This is a genomic window from Mesorhizobium sp. LjNodule214 (genome assembly GCF_964252735.1).
In the GTDB taxonomy this organism is placed as follows: domain Bacteria; phylum Pseudomonadota; class Alphaproteobacteria; order Rhizobiales; family Rhizobiaceae; genus Mesorhizobium.
In genome coordinates, this window is sequence record NZ_CAXUPE020000003.1 from 1,081,797 (window position 1) to 1,101,524 (window position 19,728).

General features: G+C 60.5%; 17 protein-coding genes and 4 pseudogenes. 9 read left to right on the forward strand and 12 right to left on the reverse strand.

Translation table 11 applies throughout. From position 1 onward, the window contains the following. Positions 1 to 8: 8 nt before the first annotated feature. From ACSQ3Z_RS30670 to ACSQ3Z_RS30695, 6 genes are all read right to left on the reverse strand, one after another. Entirely contained in the window at positions 9 to 1,769 is a 1,761-nt protein-coding gene (locus ACSQ3Z_RS30670) for a Na(+)/H(+) antiporter subunit D (RefSeq protein WP_436174966.1), read from the reverse strand. After that, a complete protein-coding gene (locus ACSQ3Z_RS30675) occupies positions 1,762 to 2,016 on the reverse strand; it encodes a hypothetical protein (protein WP_436174967.1) in 255 nt (84 codons plus the stop codon). The genes ACSQ3Z_RS30670 and ACSQ3Z_RS30675 overlap by 8 nt, the downstream gene beginning before the upstream one ends. Further along, the gene (locus tag ACSQ3Z_RS30680; RefSeq protein WP_436174968.1) at positions 2,013 to 3,467 is read right to left on the reverse strand and encodes a monovalent cation/H+ antiporter subunit D family protein; all 1,455 of its coding nucleotides are present in this window, start codon (positions 3,465 to 3,467) and stop codon (positions 2,013 to 2,015) included. The genes ACSQ3Z_RS30675 and ACSQ3Z_RS30680 overlap by 4 nt, the downstream gene beginning before the upstream one ends. A gap of 3 nt (positions 3,468 to 3,470) precedes the next feature. After that, complete coding sequence (nuoK, locus tag ACSQ3Z_RS30685; protein ID WP_436174969.1) at positions 3,471 to 3,773, reverse strand: NADH-quinone oxidoreductase subunit NuoK; 303 nt, start codon at positions 3,771 to 3,773, stop codon at positions 3,471 to 3,473. Beyond that, positions 3,773 to 4,273 carry an NADH-quinone oxidoreductase subunit J family protein gene (locus tag ACSQ3Z_RS30690; protein ID WP_436174970.1) on the reverse strand — a complete coding sequence of 167 codons (501 nt, stop codon included), beginning with the start codon at positions 4,271 to 4,273 and terminating at the stop codon, positions 3,773 to 3,775. The genes nuoK and ACSQ3Z_RS30690 overlap by 1 nt, the downstream gene beginning before the upstream one ends. Positions 4,274 to 4,646: 373 nt before the next feature. Next, a complete protein-coding gene (locus tag ACSQ3Z_RS30695; RefSeq protein ID WP_436174971.1) occupies positions 4,647 to 4,901 on the reverse strand; it encodes a hypothetical protein in 255 nt (84 codons plus the stop codon). A gap of 153 nt (positions 4,902 to 5,054) precedes the next feature. Here ACSQ3Z_RS30695 and ACSQ3Z_RS30700 point away from each other — a divergent pair. Both ACSQ3Z_RS30700 and ACSQ3Z_RS30705 read left to right on the forward strand, forming a co-directional pair. Next, positions 5,055 to 5,282, forward strand: a pseudogene (locus ACSQ3Z_RS30700) (NAD-binding protein); the annotation flags it as partial. A gap of 183 nt (positions 5,283 to 5,465) precedes the next feature. Then, positions 5,466 to 5,936: a phasin gene (locus ACSQ3Z_RS30705; RefSeq protein ID WP_436174972.1), complete on the forward strand. Its 471-nt coding sequence runs from the start codon at positions 5,466 to 5,468 to the stop codon at positions 5,934 to 5,936. 409 nt (positions 5,937 to 6,345) lie between these two features. Here ACSQ3Z_RS30705 and ACSQ3Z_RS30710 read toward each other — a convergent pair. Further along, positions 6,346 to 6,670: pseudogene (locus ACSQ3Z_RS30710) on the reverse strand (GYD domain-containing protein). A gap of 467 nt (positions 6,671 to 7,137) precedes the next feature. On the opposite strand from ACSQ3Z_RS30710, the gene ACSQ3Z_RS30715 reads away from it, so the two are divergent. Continuing rightward, the gene (locus tag ACSQ3Z_RS30715) at positions 7,138 to 7,923 is read left to right on the forward strand and encodes a GGDEF domain-containing protein (protein WP_436174973.1); all 786 of its coding nucleotides are present in this window, start codon (positions 7,138 to 7,140) and stop codon (positions 7,921 to 7,923) included. Between the two features lie 958 nt (positions 7,924 to 8,881). Here the strand turns inward: ACSQ3Z_RS30715 and ACSQ3Z_RS30720 are convergent. From ACSQ3Z_RS30720 to ACSQ3Z_RS30730, 3 genes are all read right to left on the reverse strand, one after another. Beyond that, on the reverse strand, positions 8,882 to 9,070 hold the full coding sequence (locus ACSQ3Z_RS30720; RefSeq protein ID WP_436174974.1) for a hypothetical protein: 189 nt from the start codon (positions 9,068 to 9,070) through the stop codon (positions 8,882 to 8,884). 156 nt (positions 9,071 to 9,226) lie between these two features. Then, the gene (locus ACSQ3Z_RS30725) at positions 9,227 to 9,430 is read right to left on the reverse strand and encodes a hypothetical protein (protein ID WP_192183193.1); all 204 of its coding nucleotides are present in this window, start codon (positions 9,428 to 9,430) and stop codon (positions 9,227 to 9,229) included. Between the two features lie 121 nt (positions 9,431 to 9,551). Further along, on the reverse strand, positions 9,552 to 9,833 hold the full coding sequence (locus tag ACSQ3Z_RS30730; RefSeq protein WP_436174975.1) for a hypothetical protein: 282 nt from the start codon (positions 9,831 to 9,833) through the stop codon (positions 9,552 to 9,554). Positions 9,834 to 10,178: 345 nt separating this feature from the next. Between ACSQ3Z_RS30730 and ACSQ3Z_RS30735 the strand changes: the two are divergent. Next, a pseudogene (locus ACSQ3Z_RS30735) lies at positions 10,179 to 10,301 on the forward strand (IS110 family transposase); the annotation flags it as partial. Here ACSQ3Z_RS30735 and ACSQ3Z_RS30740 read toward each other — a convergent pair. Further along, positions 10,290 to 10,496, reverse strand: a pseudogene (locus ACSQ3Z_RS30740) (adenylate/guanylate cyclase domain-containing protein); the annotation flags it as partial. The pseudogenes ACSQ3Z_RS30735 and ACSQ3Z_RS30740 sit on opposite strands and share 12 nt — an antisense overlap. 428 nt (positions 10,497 to 10,924) lie before the next feature. Here ACSQ3Z_RS30740 and ACSQ3Z_RS30745 point away from each other — a divergent pair. Both ACSQ3Z_RS30745 and ACSQ3Z_RS30750 read left to right on the forward strand, forming a co-directional pair. Then, positions 10,925 to 12,790, forward strand: coding sequence for a tetratricopeptide repeat protein (locus ACSQ3Z_RS30745; protein ID WP_436174976.1), 1,866 nt, complete (start codon positions 10,925 to 10,927; stop codon positions 12,788 to 12,790). Positions 12,791 to 12,792: 2 nt separating this feature from the next. Next, the gene (locus ACSQ3Z_RS30750) at positions 12,793 to 14,655 is read left to right on the forward strand and encodes a TPR end-of-group domain-containing protein (RefSeq protein WP_436174977.1); all 1,863 of its coding nucleotides are present in this window, start codon (positions 12,793 to 12,795) and stop codon (positions 14,653 to 14,655) included. 394 nt (positions 14,656 to 15,049) lie between these two features. Here ACSQ3Z_RS30750 and ACSQ3Z_RS30755 read toward each other — a convergent pair whose 3' ends face one another. Further along, the gene (locus ACSQ3Z_RS30755; protein WP_436174978.1) at positions 15,050 to 15,742 is read right to left on the reverse strand and encodes a winged helix-turn-helix transcriptional regulator; all 693 of its coding nucleotides are present in this window, start codon (positions 15,740 to 15,742) and stop codon (positions 15,050 to 15,052) included. A gap of 136 nt (positions 15,743 to 15,878) precedes the next feature. Here ACSQ3Z_RS30755 and ACSQ3Z_RS30760 point away from each other — a divergent pair, with 136 nt between their 5' ends. The 3 genes from ACSQ3Z_RS30760 (at position 15,879) to dusA (ending at position 19,726) form a co-directional block, all read left to right on the forward strand. Then, positions 15,879 to 17,051, forward strand: coding sequence for an acyl-CoA dehydrogenase family protein (locus tag ACSQ3Z_RS30760; RefSeq protein WP_436174979.1), 1,173 nt, complete (start codon positions 15,879 to 15,881; stop codon positions 17,049 to 17,051). A 12-nt stretch (positions 17,052 to 17,063) separates the two neighbouring features. Further along, entirely contained in the window at positions 17,064 to 18,041 is a 978-nt protein-coding gene (locus ACSQ3Z_RS30765) for a carbon-nitrogen hydrolase family protein (protein WP_436174980.1), read from the forward strand. A 695-nt stretch (positions 18,042 to 18,736) separates the two neighbouring features. Further along, on the forward strand, positions 18,737 to 19,726 hold the full coding sequence (gene dusA, locus ACSQ3Z_RS30770) for a tRNA dihydrouridine(20/20a) synthase DusA (RefSeq protein WP_436175191.1): 990 nt from the start codon (positions 18,737 to 18,739) through the stop codon (positions 19,724 to 19,726). Positions 19,727 to 19,728: the final 2 nt, after the last annotated feature.

Below are 19,728 nucleotides of genomic sequence, written 5' to 3' on the forward strand. Positions count from 1 at the left end.
CGCGCCCCCTACCGCCACGCCACTGCGAATACGGCGATCCCCGCGATCACACCAACAATCATCGCCAGCGCGTAATGGGTCACGACGCCGCTCTGGAGCCGCCGCAGCGCCCCACCGCCGAGCAGAATCGCGCGAGCGACGGCGTTCACGAAAGCGTCCACGCCGTGGAGATCGATCCGCAGTCCTGCCAGTGCCATCCCGTGCAGAAAGGGCAGCGCCGCAGTCTCGGACACATCGCTCACCGCCTTCTCGTAGCGCGCCAGCGGTTTTTCGGCGAGCCACATGAAGCGCCGCGCGCCCATGCGGTAGAACCAGTCGGTATCGATGCTGATCGTATTCTCGGGGTCGAGCGCCCTGAGGAAGATAACGAAGCCCAAGGCGGTGAACATCAGCACGCCAAGGCTCTCGGTGACATGGACGCCGATGTAGGGTTCGAAGTCGACCGGATGGGGCAGAAGCGCATAGAGCGTCTGGGGGAACATCCCGATCGCAATGCAGAGCACCGCTGCCATCCCCATCGCAACCAGCATGTTGCGCGGCGGCTCTCGCGCTTCCAGTCCTTGGTCCGTACCGAAGAACATGTAGTAGGGGAGCTTGAGCCCGGTGTGCAGGAACGTCCCTGACGACGCCATTGTCAACGCCAGCACGACCAGCGCGCGATGATCCTGTCCGGCGGCGGCCACCACCATCGACTTGGTGACGAAGCCTGAAAAGAACGGGAATGCCGAGATCGCGAAGGCGCCAACCATGTAGAGCGCAAGGGTTACCGGCATGGTTTTGTAGAGCCCTCCGAGTTCGGTAAGCTTGCGCCGCCCGGTGACGTGGATCACCGCCCCCGCGCCCATGAAGAGGAGCGCCTTGTAGAGGATATGCGCGAAGGCATGGCTGACGGCGCCGTTCACCGCCATCTCGGTTCCGATGCCGATGCCCGCCACCATGTAGCCCACCTGACTGACGATGTGATAGGCCAAGAGCCGCCGGCAATCGTTCTCCAGCACGGCGTAGATAACGCCGTAAAGCGCCATCACAATGCCGAGCCAGACAAGAAGATCGGTCCCCGGAAACGCCCGCGCCAGCACATAGACGGCGGTCTTCGTGGTGAAGGCGCTCATGAATACGGCCCCGGTGACGGTCGCTTCCGGGTAGGCGTCGGTCAGCCAGGCGTTGAGTGGCGGGACCGCGGCGTTGAGCAAGAACCCGGCAAGGATCAGGCAGGTGGCCAAGCCCAGCCCCCCCTCGATCGGGCCGAAGAGCAGCGAACCGGTGGCGAACCCATGGAGAATGATGCCGCCGAGCAGGGCAATGCTGCCGGTGATATGGATCATGAGGTAGCGGAACCCTGCGCGGAGCGCCTGATCGCTGCGCTGGGCAAAGACCAGGTAGGCAGAGGCAAACGTCATACCCTCCCAGAACAGGAACAGGGTCAGGTAGTCGCCGGCGAACACTACCCCGAGCGCGCTGCCGACGTAGACGAACGCCGCCACATGCTGTCCTGCGTGCGTCAGATGCAAGGCATAGACCATGCCGATCAATGCCATGATGCTGAAAACGGTGGCGAAGAGGATGCTAAGCTTGTCGACCTTCGCAACAATGATTTCCTGCTGGATGAACTGCGCCGCGCCGTAGTCGCCAGGCTGCATCGTGAGCACGGCCAGGATCGCCAGCGTTGGGATCAGCAGCACATAGGCCTTGCGGACTGACCCTTTTAAGAGGGGGATAGGAAGCGCGCCGAGAATGAACAGCAGGCCGGGATGGACGAAGTCAGTCATAATAGTCCTCGCGCCGCATCAGCCCGCACTGATGGCCAAAAAACTTGGACACGAAGATCAGAAGCACACAGGAGCCGAAGCCGTAGAGGGCAGACCAGCCAGGCAGCCGCTCCCACAGGTATTCGGCGTGTTCGCGGAAGACCAGAAAGTCGGCGATGATGATCAGGACGAGCACCAGATAGAATAGCCGGCGACGCCTTTTCGCATGTCTCTCATCGCCAAAGAAATCGACGACGCGCTTGATCATCTGACGACCCTTTCCGCCAGGGCGAGGAAATAGTCCGGGAAGATGCCCATCGCCACCGACAGGATGGCGGTCGCGACCAGCGGGACCGTCAACATCGGATTTTCACGAACGGTCGCCGGGCATTCCTGCGCCTCCGTCCCGAAAAAGGCGACATAAGTGACCGGCAGGAAGTAGGCGGCGTTAAGGACCGAACTTACCAAGAGCACGATAAGGAACGGGGTCTCCCCGGCCTCCACCGAGCCGAGCGCCAGATACCACTTGCTGATAAAGCCCCCAGTCGGCGGCACCCCGATCATGCTGAGCGAACCGATGAAGAACGCCCCCATCGTCCAGGGCAGTCTGCGGCCGATGCCGGCCATGTCGCTGATGTTCCGCTTGCCAGACGCGCAATAGATCGCCCCGGCACAGAAAAAGAGCGTGATCTTCGAGAATGCATGCGCCGCGATGTGGATGATCCCGCCGACCATCGCGGCCGGCGACAGCAGGACCGCGCCCAGCACGATGTAGGAGAGCTGGCTGACCGTCGAATAGGCGAGCCGTGCCTTCAGGTCGTCCCGCGTCAAGGCGTAGATGGACGCCATCAGGATCGTGAACGAGACCACATAGGCCGTGGCGATGCCTAGCCCCAGCCCGCCCACCAGTCCTGTGCCGAAGACGTGGAACACCACGCGCAGCACGCAGAACACACCCATCTTGACGACGGCCACCGCATGCAAGAGCGCGCTAACCGGTGTCGGCGCCACCATCGCGGCAGGCAGCCAGGCGTGCATCGGCATCACCGCGGCCTTGGCGAAGCCGAAGACGTAGCAGAAATAGACAACGGCCAGCAGCGGTGCCGAGGCGTCGACCCCCGCCAGCAGTCCCCCCGGCACAAAGTCGAGCGATCCCGCAATGTGGTAAGTCAACGCCAGCGCGGCCAAAAGTACGCTTTTCGACGCGCCCATCAAATAGACGAGGTACTTGCGGCTGCCCGCCCATCCCTCCTCGTCCTCGTGGTGGTAGACAAGCGGATAGGTAACGAGGCTCAGTACCTCGTAGAAGATCACCAACGTGAACAGATTGGCGGCAAAGGCGCCCCCGGCGGCCGCCGCGAGGCTGGCGGCGAAGCAGGCGAAGAACCGGGTCTGCGCATGCTCATTCAAGTGCCGCATGTAGCCGATGGAATAGATCGACGCCACGATCCACAGCAGCGATGAGACGGTGGCAAATACCATGCCGAGCGCATCGACACGGAAAGCGAAGTCGATCCCCGGCAGAATCTCGAACAAGCGCAAATCGACTGTCCCGCCCGCCAGTACCGTGGGCGCCATTGACGCGACAATTGCGAACATGGCGATCGCGGCCAACGGCGAGACGGCATCGCGAAGTTTCTCGCGTTTGTTTAGAAGGAGAACTGCAAGGGCCGCCAGAACTGCGACAGCAACGACCAGCAGCGGCCGGATCGATATCACCGGCTATCCTTTCATCATGGTCACTTCGTCGACCTTGAGGGTGGCCTTGTTCCTCGCGAGGGCGACTAAGATACCGAGGGCAACGGCAACCTCCGCCGCAGTGATAGCGATGACGAAGATTGCAAAAATCTGCCCGCGGAAGTCGTCGTGGTAGTGCCCGAAAGCGATGAAATTGATGTTGACCGAGTTGAGCAGCAGTTCCAGCGACATCAGCACGACCAGGATATTGCGCCTGAGCAGTACGCCCGCCGCACCGATCACGAACAGGACCACTCCGAGCACGATATACCACCAGAGCGGCACCATCACTGCGGCTCCTTACGCGCCAGCACGATGGCGCCTATCAGGGCCGCCAGCAGGATGACGGAGGCGACTTCAAACGGCAGGAGATAGTCGGCGAAAAGCGTCGTGCTGAGTTGCCTGACCTCACCGCCGGTGCGCATTGCGACGGGCTCCGCGACCGAAAAACGATCGCTCCTGAGCACCAGTACAAGCATCTCGATCCCAAGCAGGCCGAGCAGCACCAGAACAGGCAGGTTGCTGCCCGGCAAGAACCGCTGCAACACCGCTTCGCGCACATCAATCATCATGATCACGAATAGGAACAGGACCATGATCGCGCCGACATAGACGAAAATTTGGATGACCGCGAGCAACGGCGCCTCGAGCAAGACGAAGATCGCCGATACCTGCAGGAAACACGCCATCAGCGCCAATGCGCTATGAACTGGATTCCGCGCCAGGACCAAAGTCAGAGCCGCGACTACGGACGCCGCAGCGAACAGAAGAAAGAACCCCTGATCCATCGACGCCGCTCCTCCGACGCGAACTGTCACTTGGCGCGACAGGGCCGGACTTGAGATAGCTGTCCACTTCCGTTCACAAATTGTGCCCTAGTATCGGACTTTTCACAAGATTATCGTGGTTTGGCGCTACGCTAAACTCACTGCACATAATCGAGAGCGCAGTGCGCCAGCTCAATTTCCGGGTTGCCTCGGAAGAGTTGGGTGTTCGCGAGGGTACTGTTTGCGGGGCAGGGTGGGTGTTCATCGCGCAGCAGCGCTGCACCTTCGTCGCTCAATCCGATGGCCGTGAACTTCGCGAAAGCCTTCTCAAAACCGGATAGAAACTGGGGGCAACGTCACACAGTCTGGCGCTCAGGGTGTTAGAGGCACATAACTAAGTCATTCTCCGAAGGACCCAGAGCGACCGGCCCGCATGAGCGATCCCGGATAACAGTCGAAGGCGAGGATCATCTTTGAGCCGCTCAGCCTCGACCACATCAAGAAGCAGGACCTGCTGATCGGTCTCGTTGGCGTTCGGCGTAATCCACCAGCGCCCATCCTCGCAGCAAAGCCCGGCCTCCGGATGCTCCTGGAGGTATTCAATCGCATATTCGGCGTCCACTTTTCTCGGTGCGGCATCCACGGACATTTGCTCTTTCCTCCGCCGTCGGCGATCGCTTAGGGACTATACCTGATGATGGTGTCTGTTGCAGTGAGAACCCATCACGTCCGGCGGACGAATGGATCGGGCACTATCAGCCGCTGCCCGGCCGGCGCCCGGCGCCCGGCGCCATTACCGTGAAGAAACTACCGCACAGGCAAAGCGCCGGAGGATTGGATTCCGCTGCGCGGAGAAAGCTTTTACTCAAGGATCGAGCGAGCCACAACTGCACGTCGCGCCGTCGTGCTCGGTGCCAGTTTCATTGGCCTGGAAGTCGCCGCGGGCCTCCGGTCGCGCGACACCGAAGTTCATATCGTGGCCCCGGACAAGCTGCCCATGGAGCGGGTCCTGGGGCAAGAATCGGGAAAAAATCGGAATGAGAGGCATGCGGGCGCCCCAGGTTCCGTTTCCGTCAGCGATTGCAGGCGCTGCCCTGCCTTCAGCGCTTGGTTACCGCAGGGGAAGAAATTCATGGTGCAACGCACAAAAATATTGCTATTGGGCTGTGTCGGTTTCATAAATGAACGGGGCTTTGGGGGTGTTCACTGAAGGATGGAAACTATGCCCACCGCTGAAAAAACCCCTGATACCATTGAAGGCACCGCCTTACCGACCTTCGATCCGGCCAAGGCTACGGCCGAGTTCCGCGCTGCCGCTGAAAAGGGCGTCGAAAGGTCGAAAGAAGTTCTTACCAAATTCAAGGCCGGCTCTGAAGACGCCCAGAAGGCTCTTGAGTCGAGCGTCGAAACCGCCAAAGCCGTTGGCAGCGATCTATCGCTGAAGACAATTGCCCTTCTGCGCGTCAATACTGAAGCCGCCTTCTCGCACTTTGAAGCCCTAATTGCCGTTAAGTCGCCTTCCGAATTCGTTGAACTGCAGACCGCCTTCGTCCGCAGCCAGGTTGAAATGGCGGTCGAGCAGGCCAAGGAACTCCAGGCCGTCACGACCAAAGCCGTCGAGGACGTATCCAAGCCGATCAAGTCCGCCTTCGAGAAGGCGATCAAGGAACTCAAAGTCGCCTAGCTTTTTCTTGGGCGGAGCCTTGGTCGCTAGCCGCGCCTGATTTGCCGCATCTGGTCTCGTCGCGAAAACGGACAGAAAGGGCGGCAAATCGGCGGGGTGCACCCTAGGCTGAATCACCCCCGGCGCCGCCGCCGTTCTCGGGGATGAACTCGACACCGGCGGCTGAAAGCGCCGCGCGGATCACCGCAAGGGGGGGAACCGTTTGGGGCTGTCAGATTCTCAGGCAGATCCGGCAGGCGCCGCTCGGGGCCGAGATGGCCAGCTCGGGCAAGACGCGAAGAGCCAAGATCAGCGAAGGCGAGAAGCGGGCGACGTAGGTATAGGGCAGGTCACAGGCATGCCTCAGGACGCGCGGGGCAGGACAGCGGCCGGCAAGAACGCGCGCTGGTGGGGCTCAGTGGCCGGTCTTTTACGATCCCGGCTGGCGATACCGGATCGACTTCGCCTTCCCAAGGGCTTCCATAGTCTCTTCGACGCTTAGGAGAACGGTGGTCTCGTACGAGCTGAGCGCTCCCCCCGCACCGATGGCAAGCACGACCGATGCCATCGACACGTTGTCTGGCGCCTCCCACAGATTCCAGCCATCATGCTCTCCGAAGCATACCAGAATCCGTGCAGCTTTCCGCCCACCGACTCGATGTACGAACGGGCCGCCTCGCGTCGATCCTAGGGTTTTTGATCAAGCGCGCCCAGGTCTCGGGCGTATAGCTGAATCGCGAGAGATACATTGGCATGGTTCGCCTCTTGGGTCGCCGCCTAACCGGCTTGCGGGGTAGGTTCACCGGGTGACGAAATATGCACTCAAGCTTTAAGCGCAATATCATAACCGCTTAGGCATCCAGGCTATGCATTGTTCGAGGCGTTCCAGCTGAGCTTTCTGCAAACGAAGCTCGTAACCTACGTTTTGCAACTTGGATTTGCCTCTGGCGGCGGCTGCATTGATCAGTTCGCATTCAAGCTGAGCGATTCGATCTCGCACCTGCCGAGCTTCTGCCTGCCGTATGTCTCTAATCCAACCTGGGCCACGCATATTCAACGATCACCGTCCGTTCAGCAAAGGGGTAGCATTTGAAAACTAACGCCGGCAGATTCGAAAAACTCGAATTTTAACCATCGCAAAAATCACCGCCCTCATTGAGGCCAGAATAATCTTAATCGACTTGGTAACGGCCTGTTCAGCGCCAATGTCTAAAGAAACAATATGACGCCGCGCGCCAAGCGTATTCTGGGCAAATCATTGATCGTGACGACAATTGCAGTCGTCGCGACGTTCGGTCTGTCGTTTACGGCTAGACTTGCGTTGCAGATGCCGATCGACTGGCTGAGTTGGGTCGAATGCACCTTCATTCCCATTCTGATCGGAATGCCGGTCAGCGCCTACATCTTCGCCCAGTCCGAAACGATCCAGGATACATGTGACAAGTTGGAGAGGTCGCATACGGCCCTGAAAGAGGCGCACGACAGGCTCACCTTCGTAACCAGCCACGATCAGATGACGGGGCTCCTTAGCCGCGGTGAATTCATCGCAAGGATGGACAGAAGCCGCGATGAAGGAGAATGCGACACGCTTCTCCTGATCGATCCAGATCACTTCTCCTCGATCAATGACGAGCACGGACATTCCAAGGGTGACGAGGCTCTGGTTCGGATCGCGAAGGCGCTCGTCTATACGACTCGCCCAGGCGACTCAATTGGCCGCCTTGGTGGGGAAGAGTTTGGGGTCTTGCTACGCGACGTGCGCAAAGCGCAGGCGATTACCATAGCGGAGAACATCCGTCGGCTTGTCGAGGGGGGGCCCTGGGTCAAAGGGCAACAAAATGGCGTGAGGGTGACTGTCAGCATCGGCGGTGCGGAAATCCCTCATAATGCAGATCCTCAGGATGTCCTCCGCGCTGCGGGTCGGTGCGTATTTAAAGCGAAACAAGGTGGGCGAAACCGCGTTTCGTTCGACCAGGAGGCAGCCAAGTTGCGAGTCGTGACACCGTAACCGACCTCCGAAGCCCCGCAATTCTGGTACGTTCGGCTGCTTCGTCAAGCGATAGGTAATATAGATGAGCCTGTGTCATCCAATCGGCTCAGGGAGCCCATAACGGGCTCGTGCTAGTCTAAAAGCATGGCGCGACTACCCCTCGCGCTATTGAGCGCCGGTTGAAGAAGCCCTCCCGGTCGCCATTCTCCCGGCGCTCATCCCCGCGCGCTGATGAGGCTCTGCGGTCTTGTCAGCGCGACTGAGTTCAGGAGTATAATCCTCCCTCGTGCGGCGACCCCCTCAACGGAGATCGCCTGTCGCAATGACCATGAAATATTCGTTTGTCGAGGACACACTCGGCAAGAAGCTCCAGATCGGATCGGGCTTGTCTGTCGACTGCATGACATGCCACAGGCATGTGAAACTCGATATCCAGACGCTCGTCGACCGGCTCGGCGAGGACTATGGCTGCCTGCATTGGGACTTGATCAAAGTGCTGTTCTGCCAGCCGTGCCGAGAGGCGGGGCGCCCCAGATCGCAACCAGGCGTTCACCCGCCATCCGAAGACGCCGGACAAGCGGCGCTAGACTCTAGGGCGAGACGCGCGCTGGAGAGCAGTTCTGCCACCTCCTTAAGACGGTGTCGACTCTTTGGCTGTTCAGCGCGATACTTTTGGGCAGCAAGGTTCGGATGCCGCAGGAGGGTGTGCCATGCGAGAATTGCCGTCCAACGTAGACGCAGACGCCGTGATTGAAGTCGGTCGTTACCTGGATGATCACGCGAAATCCACAGCAGTTTCGATTTCTGAAGCGCTTCGTATAGTCAGACGTCGCGTCCCCATATCGACCGTCGGCGACACATGGCTGGAGGAACTGATTATGGAAAGCGCCGCTACCAGGCACCTAGCCATTCTACTGGACAACCACTAGCGCTTGATGGGAAGGGCTGGACGTTTCAATCTAGGTCATGAGAGGCTTTAATTGCCTCCGGCCTGGCTGAAAACAACCGTCCCGTCGTCTTTGCGAACTTCCACCGCTACGATACCGTCACCCTGCTTTCGAGCAAGAAATGTCGCCTGCGCGTGGTCTCGTGCGGCTTTCTCGGTATCGAAGGGCGTCTTTTCAGCGATACCCTGTCTCCCGTACCAAATCACCGTATAGGCCACGGCTGGGACGCTCCCGATCTCTTAGCCATAGGGACTTCTTTTTTCTTGCCAGTAGCTCATCGCGATCGCCATCAGCGGTCGCTCGGTCATGCCTCGCGGCAATCGCATAGTCGGCTCTGTTGGTTCGATAGTCTTCTTCTTTTTGCACAGACATGGTTAGCGCGCCGGTTGTTTCTTAGCGTATTGGGCGACTGCACAGAGGAAAGCCAATGCGGCAGCATCACAAGCCATCCGCGACGGGCCTTTGGCGAAAAGCACGGCGTCAGCAACTCGTATCGTTAGGCCATGCTTTTTAGCGAAAGAGGTAACTTCGTAAGGCTGATCTTCAGATGGATAGGCGATGCCGAAATCGTCATTCATGGACTACATCCTCCCCAGTTCGCGACCTTTTTCCTCCTCGCGCAGAGGTAAAATTAACTGCCGGTGTGTCGCGCGAGTCTAGCAACTAGGGATTGTGTAAAACGATATAACTCCGCACCGCCTACATCTTGTTGTTGTCGATGATGCCGGCTTCGCCTTCGGGCAACTGATCGGCCTGCGGCCGCGGCTTTGCCAGCCTCACATCAGCGCCGCCGCCATTCTCCGGGATGAACTCGACGCCGGCCGATACGAGGGCGGTGCGCATCGTGTCGACACTGCTGACACGAGCATCCTGGCCGGCCTCAAAACGGTTGACCGTATTTCCTCCGACCCCAGCAGCGCTCCACGGCTCGTGGCATTTGATGCCGAATACCGGAATTATCTGCTCAGGTGTGAGCGGCACACCGCTTACGCTTTGCTGAGATCGCACAGGACAGACACAATGCCGGAGAGAGCCCATGTGCCGTCTTCGCGAGTTTTATACTGTTCTACGAGGTACAGACCGGTCGCCTCGGCGCGCGCGTCTCCGCCCCAACGAGGTTCCAATACAAGGCATGCATCCTTGATCTCGCGGCCGGGTTTCTCGTTCCGAATCTGGCAAGACCCGGCTCGCGTTCGGGCATTTGGAGCAAACTTTATGCGACGTTAGTGCATCGCTAGCCAAGCGGTGCCTGCAACAAGCGTGATCAGTGTCAGCGGCGGTCCAACCTTGAAGAACGCCCCGAAGGACAGGGCGTGCCTGCCGTCCGGGGCGTTCGAGCAGGCGGTGCGCCAGGCGGTGGCGGACGATCCGCTGTCAGTCGAGCTGATGGACGCCATGCTGTCTGCGCGCGCGGCGCTGTGGAGGCAGTATTGCCGCGCTACCGAACTCAACCAAGCAGCCGTCCCCCATCACCTTGAAGATGCGGCCACCGTGCTGGGCTACGGTGGGATCGAAGAACTCGCGACGATGCTGGCGCAGCGCACTCAGCGTGCGCTCTTCATTGGCCTCCATGAGACGGCTGTAGCCCACAACGTCCGCAGCCAAGATGGCGGCCAGACGTCGCTCAACCTGCTGCTCGGACAAAGCCTCGTTCCTCTCAATCGGGAACTATCCTATTCGATCCGGACACTAATGGGCAGCGCCATCGCCGAAGCAGCGCGGAAGGTCCCGAATGGTCAATAGTGGACATTCTTGACTGTCCGTTTTGCGCCGATCTCCGTCATAGAGGCAACCTTTGCCTCCGCCCGGAAGCGGACATCGTGGGTGACAATGCTGGAGGTCATGTTCGCGCCAGAAGCGGCCGTCTATGGGTTCGCCGCCAAATGGCGGCTTTGGGGTCAAAAGTTCGCGTTCGCGACAGGCCGGATCGCGGCATGAACGGACATTCGAGCTGTGCTTGATCTGCTTGCCCTTGTGCGGAAGCCGGTATTCTTCCTCTGGTCGACGAAAAACCGCTTGCGACGCGGGAGAACTGCTAAGGTATATCTCCGAAACAAGCGGGCCAACCGACTATGGAACGCCGCCTGACCGCAATATTGGCCGCCGACGTCGTCGGTTACAGCCGCCTTATGGGCCTTGACGAGGCCGGCACGCTGTCGGCGTTGAAAACCCATCGCCGTGAAATGGCTGACGGCAAGATCGCCGAACACCAGGGCCGCATCGTCAAGCTCACCGGCGACGGCATGCTTGTCGAGTTCCCGAGCGTGGTGAACGCAGTGGCATGCGCCGCTGACATCCAGCGCCGGATGCGCGAGCGCAATGTCGACGTGCCGGAGGAGCGCCGCATCGAATTCCGCATCGGCGTCCATCTCGGTGACATCATCTTCGAGGACAACGACATCTATGGCGACGGCGTCAACATCGCGGCGCGCATCGAAAGCATCGCCAAGCCCGGCGGCGTCGCGGTGTCCGGCTCGGTTCGCGACAATGTTGGCAACCGGCTCGATCTCTCCTTCGAGGACACCGGCGAGCAGACGCTGAAGAACATCGAGCGGCCGGTCAGAGTCTACAACGTCGACCTCTTTGCAGGCGCGCGACCGCCGCTGCCCGCTGCAACGGCAGTGCAGGTCAAGGCTGAGCCTGCTGCCAAGGCAAAGCCTTCGATCGCTGTGCTGCCGTTCAACAACATGAGCGGCGACCCCGAGCAGGAATACTTCTCCGACGGCATCACCGAAGACATCATCACCGATCTCTCGAAGATCTCCGGCCTGTCGGTGATCGCCCGCAATTCGGTGTTCACCTACAAGAGCAAGTCCGTCGACGTGCAGGAGGTCAGCCGGCGCTTCAATGTCGCAACTGTGCTTGAAGGCAGCGTCCGCAAGGCCGGCCAGCGCGTGCGCATCACCGCGCAGCTGATCGACGGCAAGGACGGCACGCATCTGTGGGCCGATCGTTACGACCGCGACCTGACTGACATCTTCGCTATTCAGGACGAGATCACAAAAACGATCGTCGACCAGCTCAAGGTCAGGCTGCTGCCGGAAGAAAAGAAGGCGATCGAGGCGTCGCCGACCGAGAGTGTCGAGGCTTACACCTACTATCTGAGGGGCCGTGAGTTTTTCCACCGCGGCACAAAGCTGAACTACCGGCTCGCCAGACGGATGTTCACGATGGCGATCGAGCTCGACCCGCTCTATGCGCGCGCCTATGCGGGCAGCGCCGATTGCGACTCCTTCCTGTTCCTCGACTACAGCGAGGAGGTGTCGCTCGACGGCATACTGGCCAACGCCGCCAAGGCGCTCGAGATCGAAAGCGGACTGGCCGAAGCGCATGCCTCGCGCGGACTGGCCCTCTCGGTCGGCCAGCGGTACGACGAAGCGGACCGAGAATTCGAGCAGGCGATCGCGGGCAATCCCAACCTGTTCGAAGCCCACTATTTCTACGCCCGCAGCTGTTATGCGCGGGGAAAGCTCGAAAAGGCCGCCGTCCACTGGGAGCGCGCCGCCGAGATAGACCCCAACGACTACCAATCCCTGCTTCTGCTGATTCAGATCTATCGCACGTTGGGACGGCATGAGGAACAAGGGGAGACGGCTCGCAGGGGTGTTGAACGAGCCGAGCGCGAGTTTGCAAGGAATCCGGAAAATCCCCGCCCTGCCTACCTCGGCGCCAATGCGCTCGCCGGACTTGGCGAGTTCGATCGGGCGAAGGAGTGGGCCGCGCGCGCTTTCGCGATCGACCCCGACGATGTCCTGACCCAATACAACCTTGCCTGCTTCCACTGCTTCCTCGGTGATTTCGACCGGGTGTTCGACATGCTCGAAAGGGTGATGCCGCGCGCCAACCACGAAATGAAAGCGTGGGTTCTGCAAGACTCGGATTTTGATCTGCTTCACAGCCTTCCGCGCTGGCAGACGGTGCTGGAGCTTGCGAGATAGCAATGGAACGCCGGCTTACCGCCATCCTTGCCGCCGACGTGGTCGGCTATTCCAGGCTGATGGGGCTTGACGAAGCCGGCACGCTGTCGGCGCTCAAGACGCATCGGCGCGAGATGGCTGACGGCAAGATCGCCGAGCACCAGGGCCGCATCGTCAAGCTCACGGGAGATGGCATGCTGGTCGAATTCCCAAGCGTGGTGAACGCGGTCGCCTGTGCCGCCGACATCCAGCGCCGGATGCGCGAACGCAATGTCGACGTGCCGGAGGACCGCCGCATCGAGTTCCGCATCGGCGTCCATCTCGGCGACATCATCTTCGAGGACAACGACATCTATGGCGACGGCGTCAACATCGCGGCGCGCATCGAGAGCATTGCCAAGCCTGGCGGCGTCGCCGTGTCCGGTTCCGTCCGCGACAATGTCGGCAATCGGCTCGACCTCTCCTTCGAGGACACCGGCGAGCAGACGCTGAAGAACATCGACCGGCCGGTTCGAGTCTACAATGTCGACCTCTTCGCCGGCGTTCCGCCGCCGTGCGTGGCGAACGGCGCGGCGTCGCCCAAGCCAGCGCCGGCGAAGGAAAAGCCGTCGATCGCTGTGCTGCCGTTCAACAACATGAGCGGCGACCCTGAACAGGAATACTTCTCCGACGGCATCACCGAGGACATCATCACCGATCTCTCGAAAATCTCCGGCCTGTTTGTGGTCGGCCGCAACACGGTGTTCACCTACAAGGGCAAGTCGGTGAAGCTGCAGCAGGCGGCACAAGAGCTTGGCGTGAAGTTTCTTCTCGAAGGCAGCGTCCGCAAGGCTGGCCAGCGCGTGCGCATCACCGGCCAGCTCATCGATGGCGCGACCGGCGGCCATCTTTGGGCTGATCGCTATGACCGCGACCTCACCGATATTTTTGCGATCCAGGACGAGATCACCAACACCATCGTCGATCAGCTCAAGGTCAAGCTGCTGCCGGAGGAAAGCGAGGCCATCGCGCAGGTGCCAACAGAAAACGTCGAGGCCTATACCAACTATTTGAGGGGACGGGAATTTTTCCACACGCGCACCAAGGGCTCATTGCAACTTGCGCGACGGTTGTTCTCTCGGGCGACGGATCTCGATCCCAACTATGCGCGCGCTTATGCCGGCATCGCTGATTGCGATTCGGTTCTGCACGCCTGGCACGGTGCCGAAATATCGCTGGAGTCGCTTTTTTCGACTTGCGCCAAGGCGCTGGCGCTTGATCCCAATCTCGCCGAAGTGCACGCCTCGCATGGCCTTGCCCTGTCGACCAATGGCCGTCACGCGGAGGCAGTCGCTGAATTCGAACGCGTGATCGCGCTCGATGCAAATTCCTACGAAGGCCACTATTTCTACGCCCGCCACTCGTTTGCGGAAGGAGATTTTGAAAAGGCGGTCGAGCTCTATGATCGTTGCGCCGAGATCAATCCCGACGACTACCGGTCGCCGCTGCTGGTCATGAACGCTCTGCATTCCCTTGGACGTCGCGACGAGGAGGCCAGGCTTGCCGAGGTGGGACTCGAGCGGGCGGAGCGGGCGCTGAAGCTGCACCCGGAGAATTCCGATCCCGCGCAACTGGGCGCCATCGCGCTCATCGCTCTCGGCCAGCACGACCGGGCCAAGGAATGGGCCGATCGCGCTCTGGCGATCGATCCGGACGACAACAATGCCATGTACAATATCGCCTGCGTCTATTCGCTGCTCGGCGAGGCCGACCATGCCATCGACCTGCTGGAGCCTTATTTGCGGCTGGTAGGGGACCACATGAAATCATGGTTCAAGAACGATTCGGATTTCGATCCCATCCGCAGCCATCCGCGCTACAAGGATCTGTTGAAACTGATCGAGTAGCAATTGTCCTGTTGGTGATGCCGCGAGCCAACCACGAAACGAAAGCGTGAGTCCTGCGGCATTCCGATTTCGGTCCGTTGTACGCCCTTCCGCCCTGGAGGAGAGTTCTGCTGTTCACGACATAACTCACTTGTAGATAGCCGGGGTTTGCGTCCTCATGGATGCATGAGAATCCTACCGTCATACCGTCGCTCTTCGGATTACTCGGACTTTCTTCCATGGCGCCTGCGAGGTCCGGATTGGGTCAGCTCACGACGATGCCCCCGCCGACCTGAATGTCCGCTCTTGAAGCTTCCGCAGCCTGAAGCTGCCAGTCCGCTGTCGGCCAGAGGCGGACAATCGCCACGGCTCGGGAACTTCTGGAATTGGCTGAAAGCGCCCCTTTGGCCAATCTCTACTGCACCCGCCGAGGCTCGTGGACGAATGCGCTCAGTCCAAGCCATTGCTGCATTGATTGCGCGAGCGCCGGGTCGCCTTCGATCTGCAGCTGGCCGTTGGCGGCTTCCTGCTTGATCGTCGTCAGCCCCATCCAGATTGCCGTCATGGAGCGCAGCGAACTCGTTACGAGAAGGTCAAGTTCGTGGCCTGGATCGAAATTGCAGAGGTCGACCGTGCCTCCTTCGGTCACGAGCCACCAGCTTTTTTGGGAGGGTGGAAGCTCGGAATACAGAAACTGTATCATACACCTCCGCTCGGGCAGCAGCTTCACATTGAGGCTACGACGCATATCCCACATGAGTAGGGACGGGTCGAGGTTCTTCAGCGAAAGCCGGGACTCCATCCAGCGCTGCGCCCATTTGCCGAGCCCCATGATCAAGGGCCGTAGTTCCTCCCCGGCCTCGGACAGCCGATATTCGACGGAGCCGTTGGCCCTCGGCAAGGTGACTACGACGCCGGCGGCCCGCAGTTCCTTGAGGCGCTTGGAGAGCAGGGCGGGGGACATCTTGGGCAGCCCGCGCCGCAAGTCGCTGAAGCGGGTGCTGCCGCAAAGAAGCTCGCGCACCACCAGCGTGGTCCAGCGACTGCACAGGATTTCTGATGCCATCGATACGGGACAGAACTGGCCGTAACTTCCGCGCTCTTCCATTGGCCACCTCGCTACTCGGCCGTTCGAGAAGTTACCGCACATCGAGGCTTTCGGAAATAGCGGGCAGTACAGATGCTGAACTAGAACGTCCGGCCATTACCGACGATCCTTCAGCCTCCTATAGATGGAGGATCTCATGTCACTGAACGCAACACTAAGCACCTCGGCAGGTTCACCTACGGTCGACACGGTCAACGAGGCCAGCGACGTCGTTGCCATAGCGCAAGGCCTTGCGCCCAAGCTCGCCGCCCGCACTGCCGAATTTGACGAGAACGATCGTTTCGTAGCCGAGAATTACGTTCTCCTGAAGGAGGCCGGTCTGGTTGAGGCTGGCGTCCCCCGCGAGTTGGGCGGCAAAGGCGCAGAAATACCGGAACTTGCCAACATGTTGCGCATGCTCGCCCAAGCGTGCGGATCCACCGCTCTTGCCTTTTCGATGCATACCCATCAGGTCGCCATTCCGGTTTGGCGCTGGCGCCACCAGAAGATCGCAGCGGTAGAACCAATTCTGAGACGGGTCGCCGCTGAGCGACTGATCTTGCTCTCGAGCGGCGGCTCCGACTGGATCGGCGGTTCCGGCAGGGCGACCAAGGTCGATGGCGGCTATCGAATATCCGCGCGCAAGGGCTTCACCTCCGGCGCCGAGGCCGGAGATCTGCTGATGACCGGTGCCGTGGTGGAAGGAACTAACACGGTGATCCACTTCGCCGCCCCGATGAAGGCCCCGGAAGTGCGCGTTGAGCAAACGTGGAAGGTGCTCGGAATGCGCGGTACCGGTTCGAATGACGTGGTCATCGACAACCTGTTCATACCCGAAGCGGGTGTTACATTTTCGCGCAGTGCCGGAGAGTGGCACCCGGTGTTTCAGATAATCGCCACGATCGCATTCCCGCTGATCTACGCCGTCTATCTCGGTGTTGCAGAGCGTGCGCGCGACCTTGCGGTAGACCTGGCGAAACGCAAGGCACCGACACCCCACAGTCTCGACCTCGCAGGTCGAATGGAGACCTCGCTCCGCGCCGCGCGCCTCGCTCACCGCTGGATGCTGGAAACGGTCGACCTCAATGCCCCTTCGGCAGACGCGGTCAATGAAGTGATGATCGGCCGTTCTCTCGTCGCCGATCATGCGATACGGACCGTCGAACTCGCGCTGGAACTGGGTGGCGGCGTGGGGTTCTACAGACGGAATGGGCTGGAGCGTTGCTTTCGAGACATCCAGGGCGCCCGCTTCCATCCGCTCCAGACTGGGCCGCAGGCTCAGTATGCGGGCGCGATGGCGCTGGGGCACCCCGTCGCCACGATCTTCTAGGGAGTCTATGCGATGGACACCAGGATAGCGATCTCGCAGAAGCCGCCGGTGCTGCTCGACCTCGAAGCGACTTACGAGCACGCAATCGCATCAATCGCCGAGGCCGCGGCAGAGGGGGCGAAGCTCATCGTTTTTCCCGAAGCCTATCTGCCCGGTTACCCGATCTGGATATGGCGGCTGCGCCCGGGCGGTGACATGACGCTTGCCAATTCCCTCCATGCAAAGCTCCGCCGCAACTCTGTGGACATCTCCGCCGGAGGCCTCGACCGGCTACGGGAAGCGGCGGCGCAGCACGGGATGATCGTCGTCATGGGACTGAACGAGATCGACTCCCAGCGCAGCGGATCGACCCTCTATAATACGGTCGTGACGATTGGGTCTGACGGCTCGATCCTCAACAGCCATCGCAAGCTGATGCCGACCAATCCCGAGCGGATGGTATGGGGCTTCGGCGACGCCAGCGGCCTTCGCGTCGTCGAAACACCGATCGGCCGCGTCGGCTCGCTGATCTGTTGGGAGAGCTACATGCCGCTCGCCCGCTTCGCGCTTTATGCCCAGAATATCGACATCTATGTTGCGCCCACCTGGGACAGCGGCGAGACTTGGCTTACAACCATGAAGCATATCGCTCGCGAAGGTGGCTGCTGGGTATTGAGCACCGCGACAGCCCTGGAGGCCATCGATATCCCGGAAGATTTTCCTGATCGCAGCAAGCTCTTTGCCGAGGACGAATGGATCAATCCGGGCGACGCCGTAGTGGTGAAACCATTCGGCGGCGTTGCTGCTGGCCCGCTGCATCGGGTGAAAGGAATTCTCTATGCCGACCTAGACGTAGACGCGGCCCGCGCCGCACGAAGATCGCTCGACGTGGCCGGACACTATGGCCGCCCAGACATCTTCAGGCTGGAGGTCGATCGAAAGGCGAGGCTTGCTGTACATTTCGACGATGGCACGCACGATCTTGAGCTTGGACGCCCTCATATGCCTTGACAGCTGATCTTCCTTTAACGCTGTGGAAGGTCAGCATCGGGGCCAGTCCACGACCTTTCAGCAGGTTGAATGTCTGCAATCTTCGCTACGAAGCCAGAAGCTGCCATTCCGCTTCCGGCCCCATTGCGGTCATTGCATAACTCGCCCAATTGGCCGTTACCTATCCCGCCTCAACTCGACGCCAGCCCACCAGACGTTGGTCGATTCATAGTCGATCACGGTCGCCGCAATCTGACGCCCGGATGATTGCCGTTGGTGAATTGCACGCCCTCTGCCTCGAGAGCAGCACGGATCTTGTGCTCTGACGCATGAAGAGGTCGCCAAGAGCTTCGTCCAGCCCATCACCGAACTCGGCGATGAGGCGTTCCATGACGGCATGGCCAGCCTGCTCAGAGGCTTCGATCGGGCCGTGCTGTCTTCCAATGCGACAAAGCCCGCCTATCCGGCGATGCAAACTTGCTAGCCAATCCGGACTAATCGGACACATTCACACCGACACGGTCGGCTCTCAGCCACTTATTGCTATTGCTCCAGAGACCGGCGTGATCCGGATCAACCGTGGTTTCCCTGATCGGCGCAATCCTTGTGCGAGACAATTGAAAAAATTCAGGAATAGACTAGATGGTGCGGCTCGCTAGGCCGAACCGATCGTTGCTGCCGGGCGAACGCGCCTCGCGGAAACGAATACGATGAGCATGTTGATCAACCGGCTGGCGATAGCCCCCATGATGGACTGGACGGACCGGCATTGCCGGTTCTTCCACCGTCAGTTGACGCGCCGTGCGCTGCTCTACACCGAGATGGTGGTGGCCGACGCGATCATCCAGGGTGCGCGGGAACGGCTGCTCGGCTTCGACGAGGCGGAGCATCCGGTGGCGCTGCAGCTCGGCGGTTCCGATCCGCAGAAGCTGGCCGAGGCCGCGCGCATCGGCGAGGCCTTCGGCTATGACGAGATCAACCTCAATGTCGGCTGCCCGTCGGATCGCGTCCAGTCGGGCACGTTCGGCGCCTGCCTGATGAAGACGCCGGTGCTGGTCGCCGATTGCGTTGCGGCGATGAAGACCGCGGTGAAAATTCCCGTCACCGTCAAATGCCGCATCGGCGTCGACGAGCAGGACCCCGAGCCGGCGCTCGATGCGCTGGCCGACGGCGTTTTGGCAGCCGGCGCCGACGCGCTGTGGGTGCATGCCCGCAAGGCGTGGCTGGAGGGGCTGAGCCCGAAGGAAAACCGCGACATCCCGCCACTCGACTATGACCGCGTCTATCGGTTGAAGACCAGAAAACCGAACGAATTCATCGGTGTCAATGGCGGCATTCAATCACTGGAAGCGGCGCGTCTCCACCTCGATCATGTCGACGGCGTCATGCTCGGCCGCGCCGCCTATCATACGCCGGGCATCCTGGGCGGTGTCGACGCGGCCTTCTACGGCGAGACATCCGGCGCCTTCGATTTTGCCGCGCTGATCGATGCCATGGCGGTCTATGCGGCGCGCCACATCGAGAAGGGCGGACGGCTTGGCCATGTCACCCGCCACATGGTCGGCCTGTTCCACGGCCTGCCCGGTGCACGCCGCTACCGGCAGATCCTGTCGACCGACGCGACGAGGCCGGGCGCCGGACCGGATGTGCTGAAGATGGCCTTTGCCGCCGTCGATTTCAGCAGCGCTGCCGCGGAAGCCGCCTGACG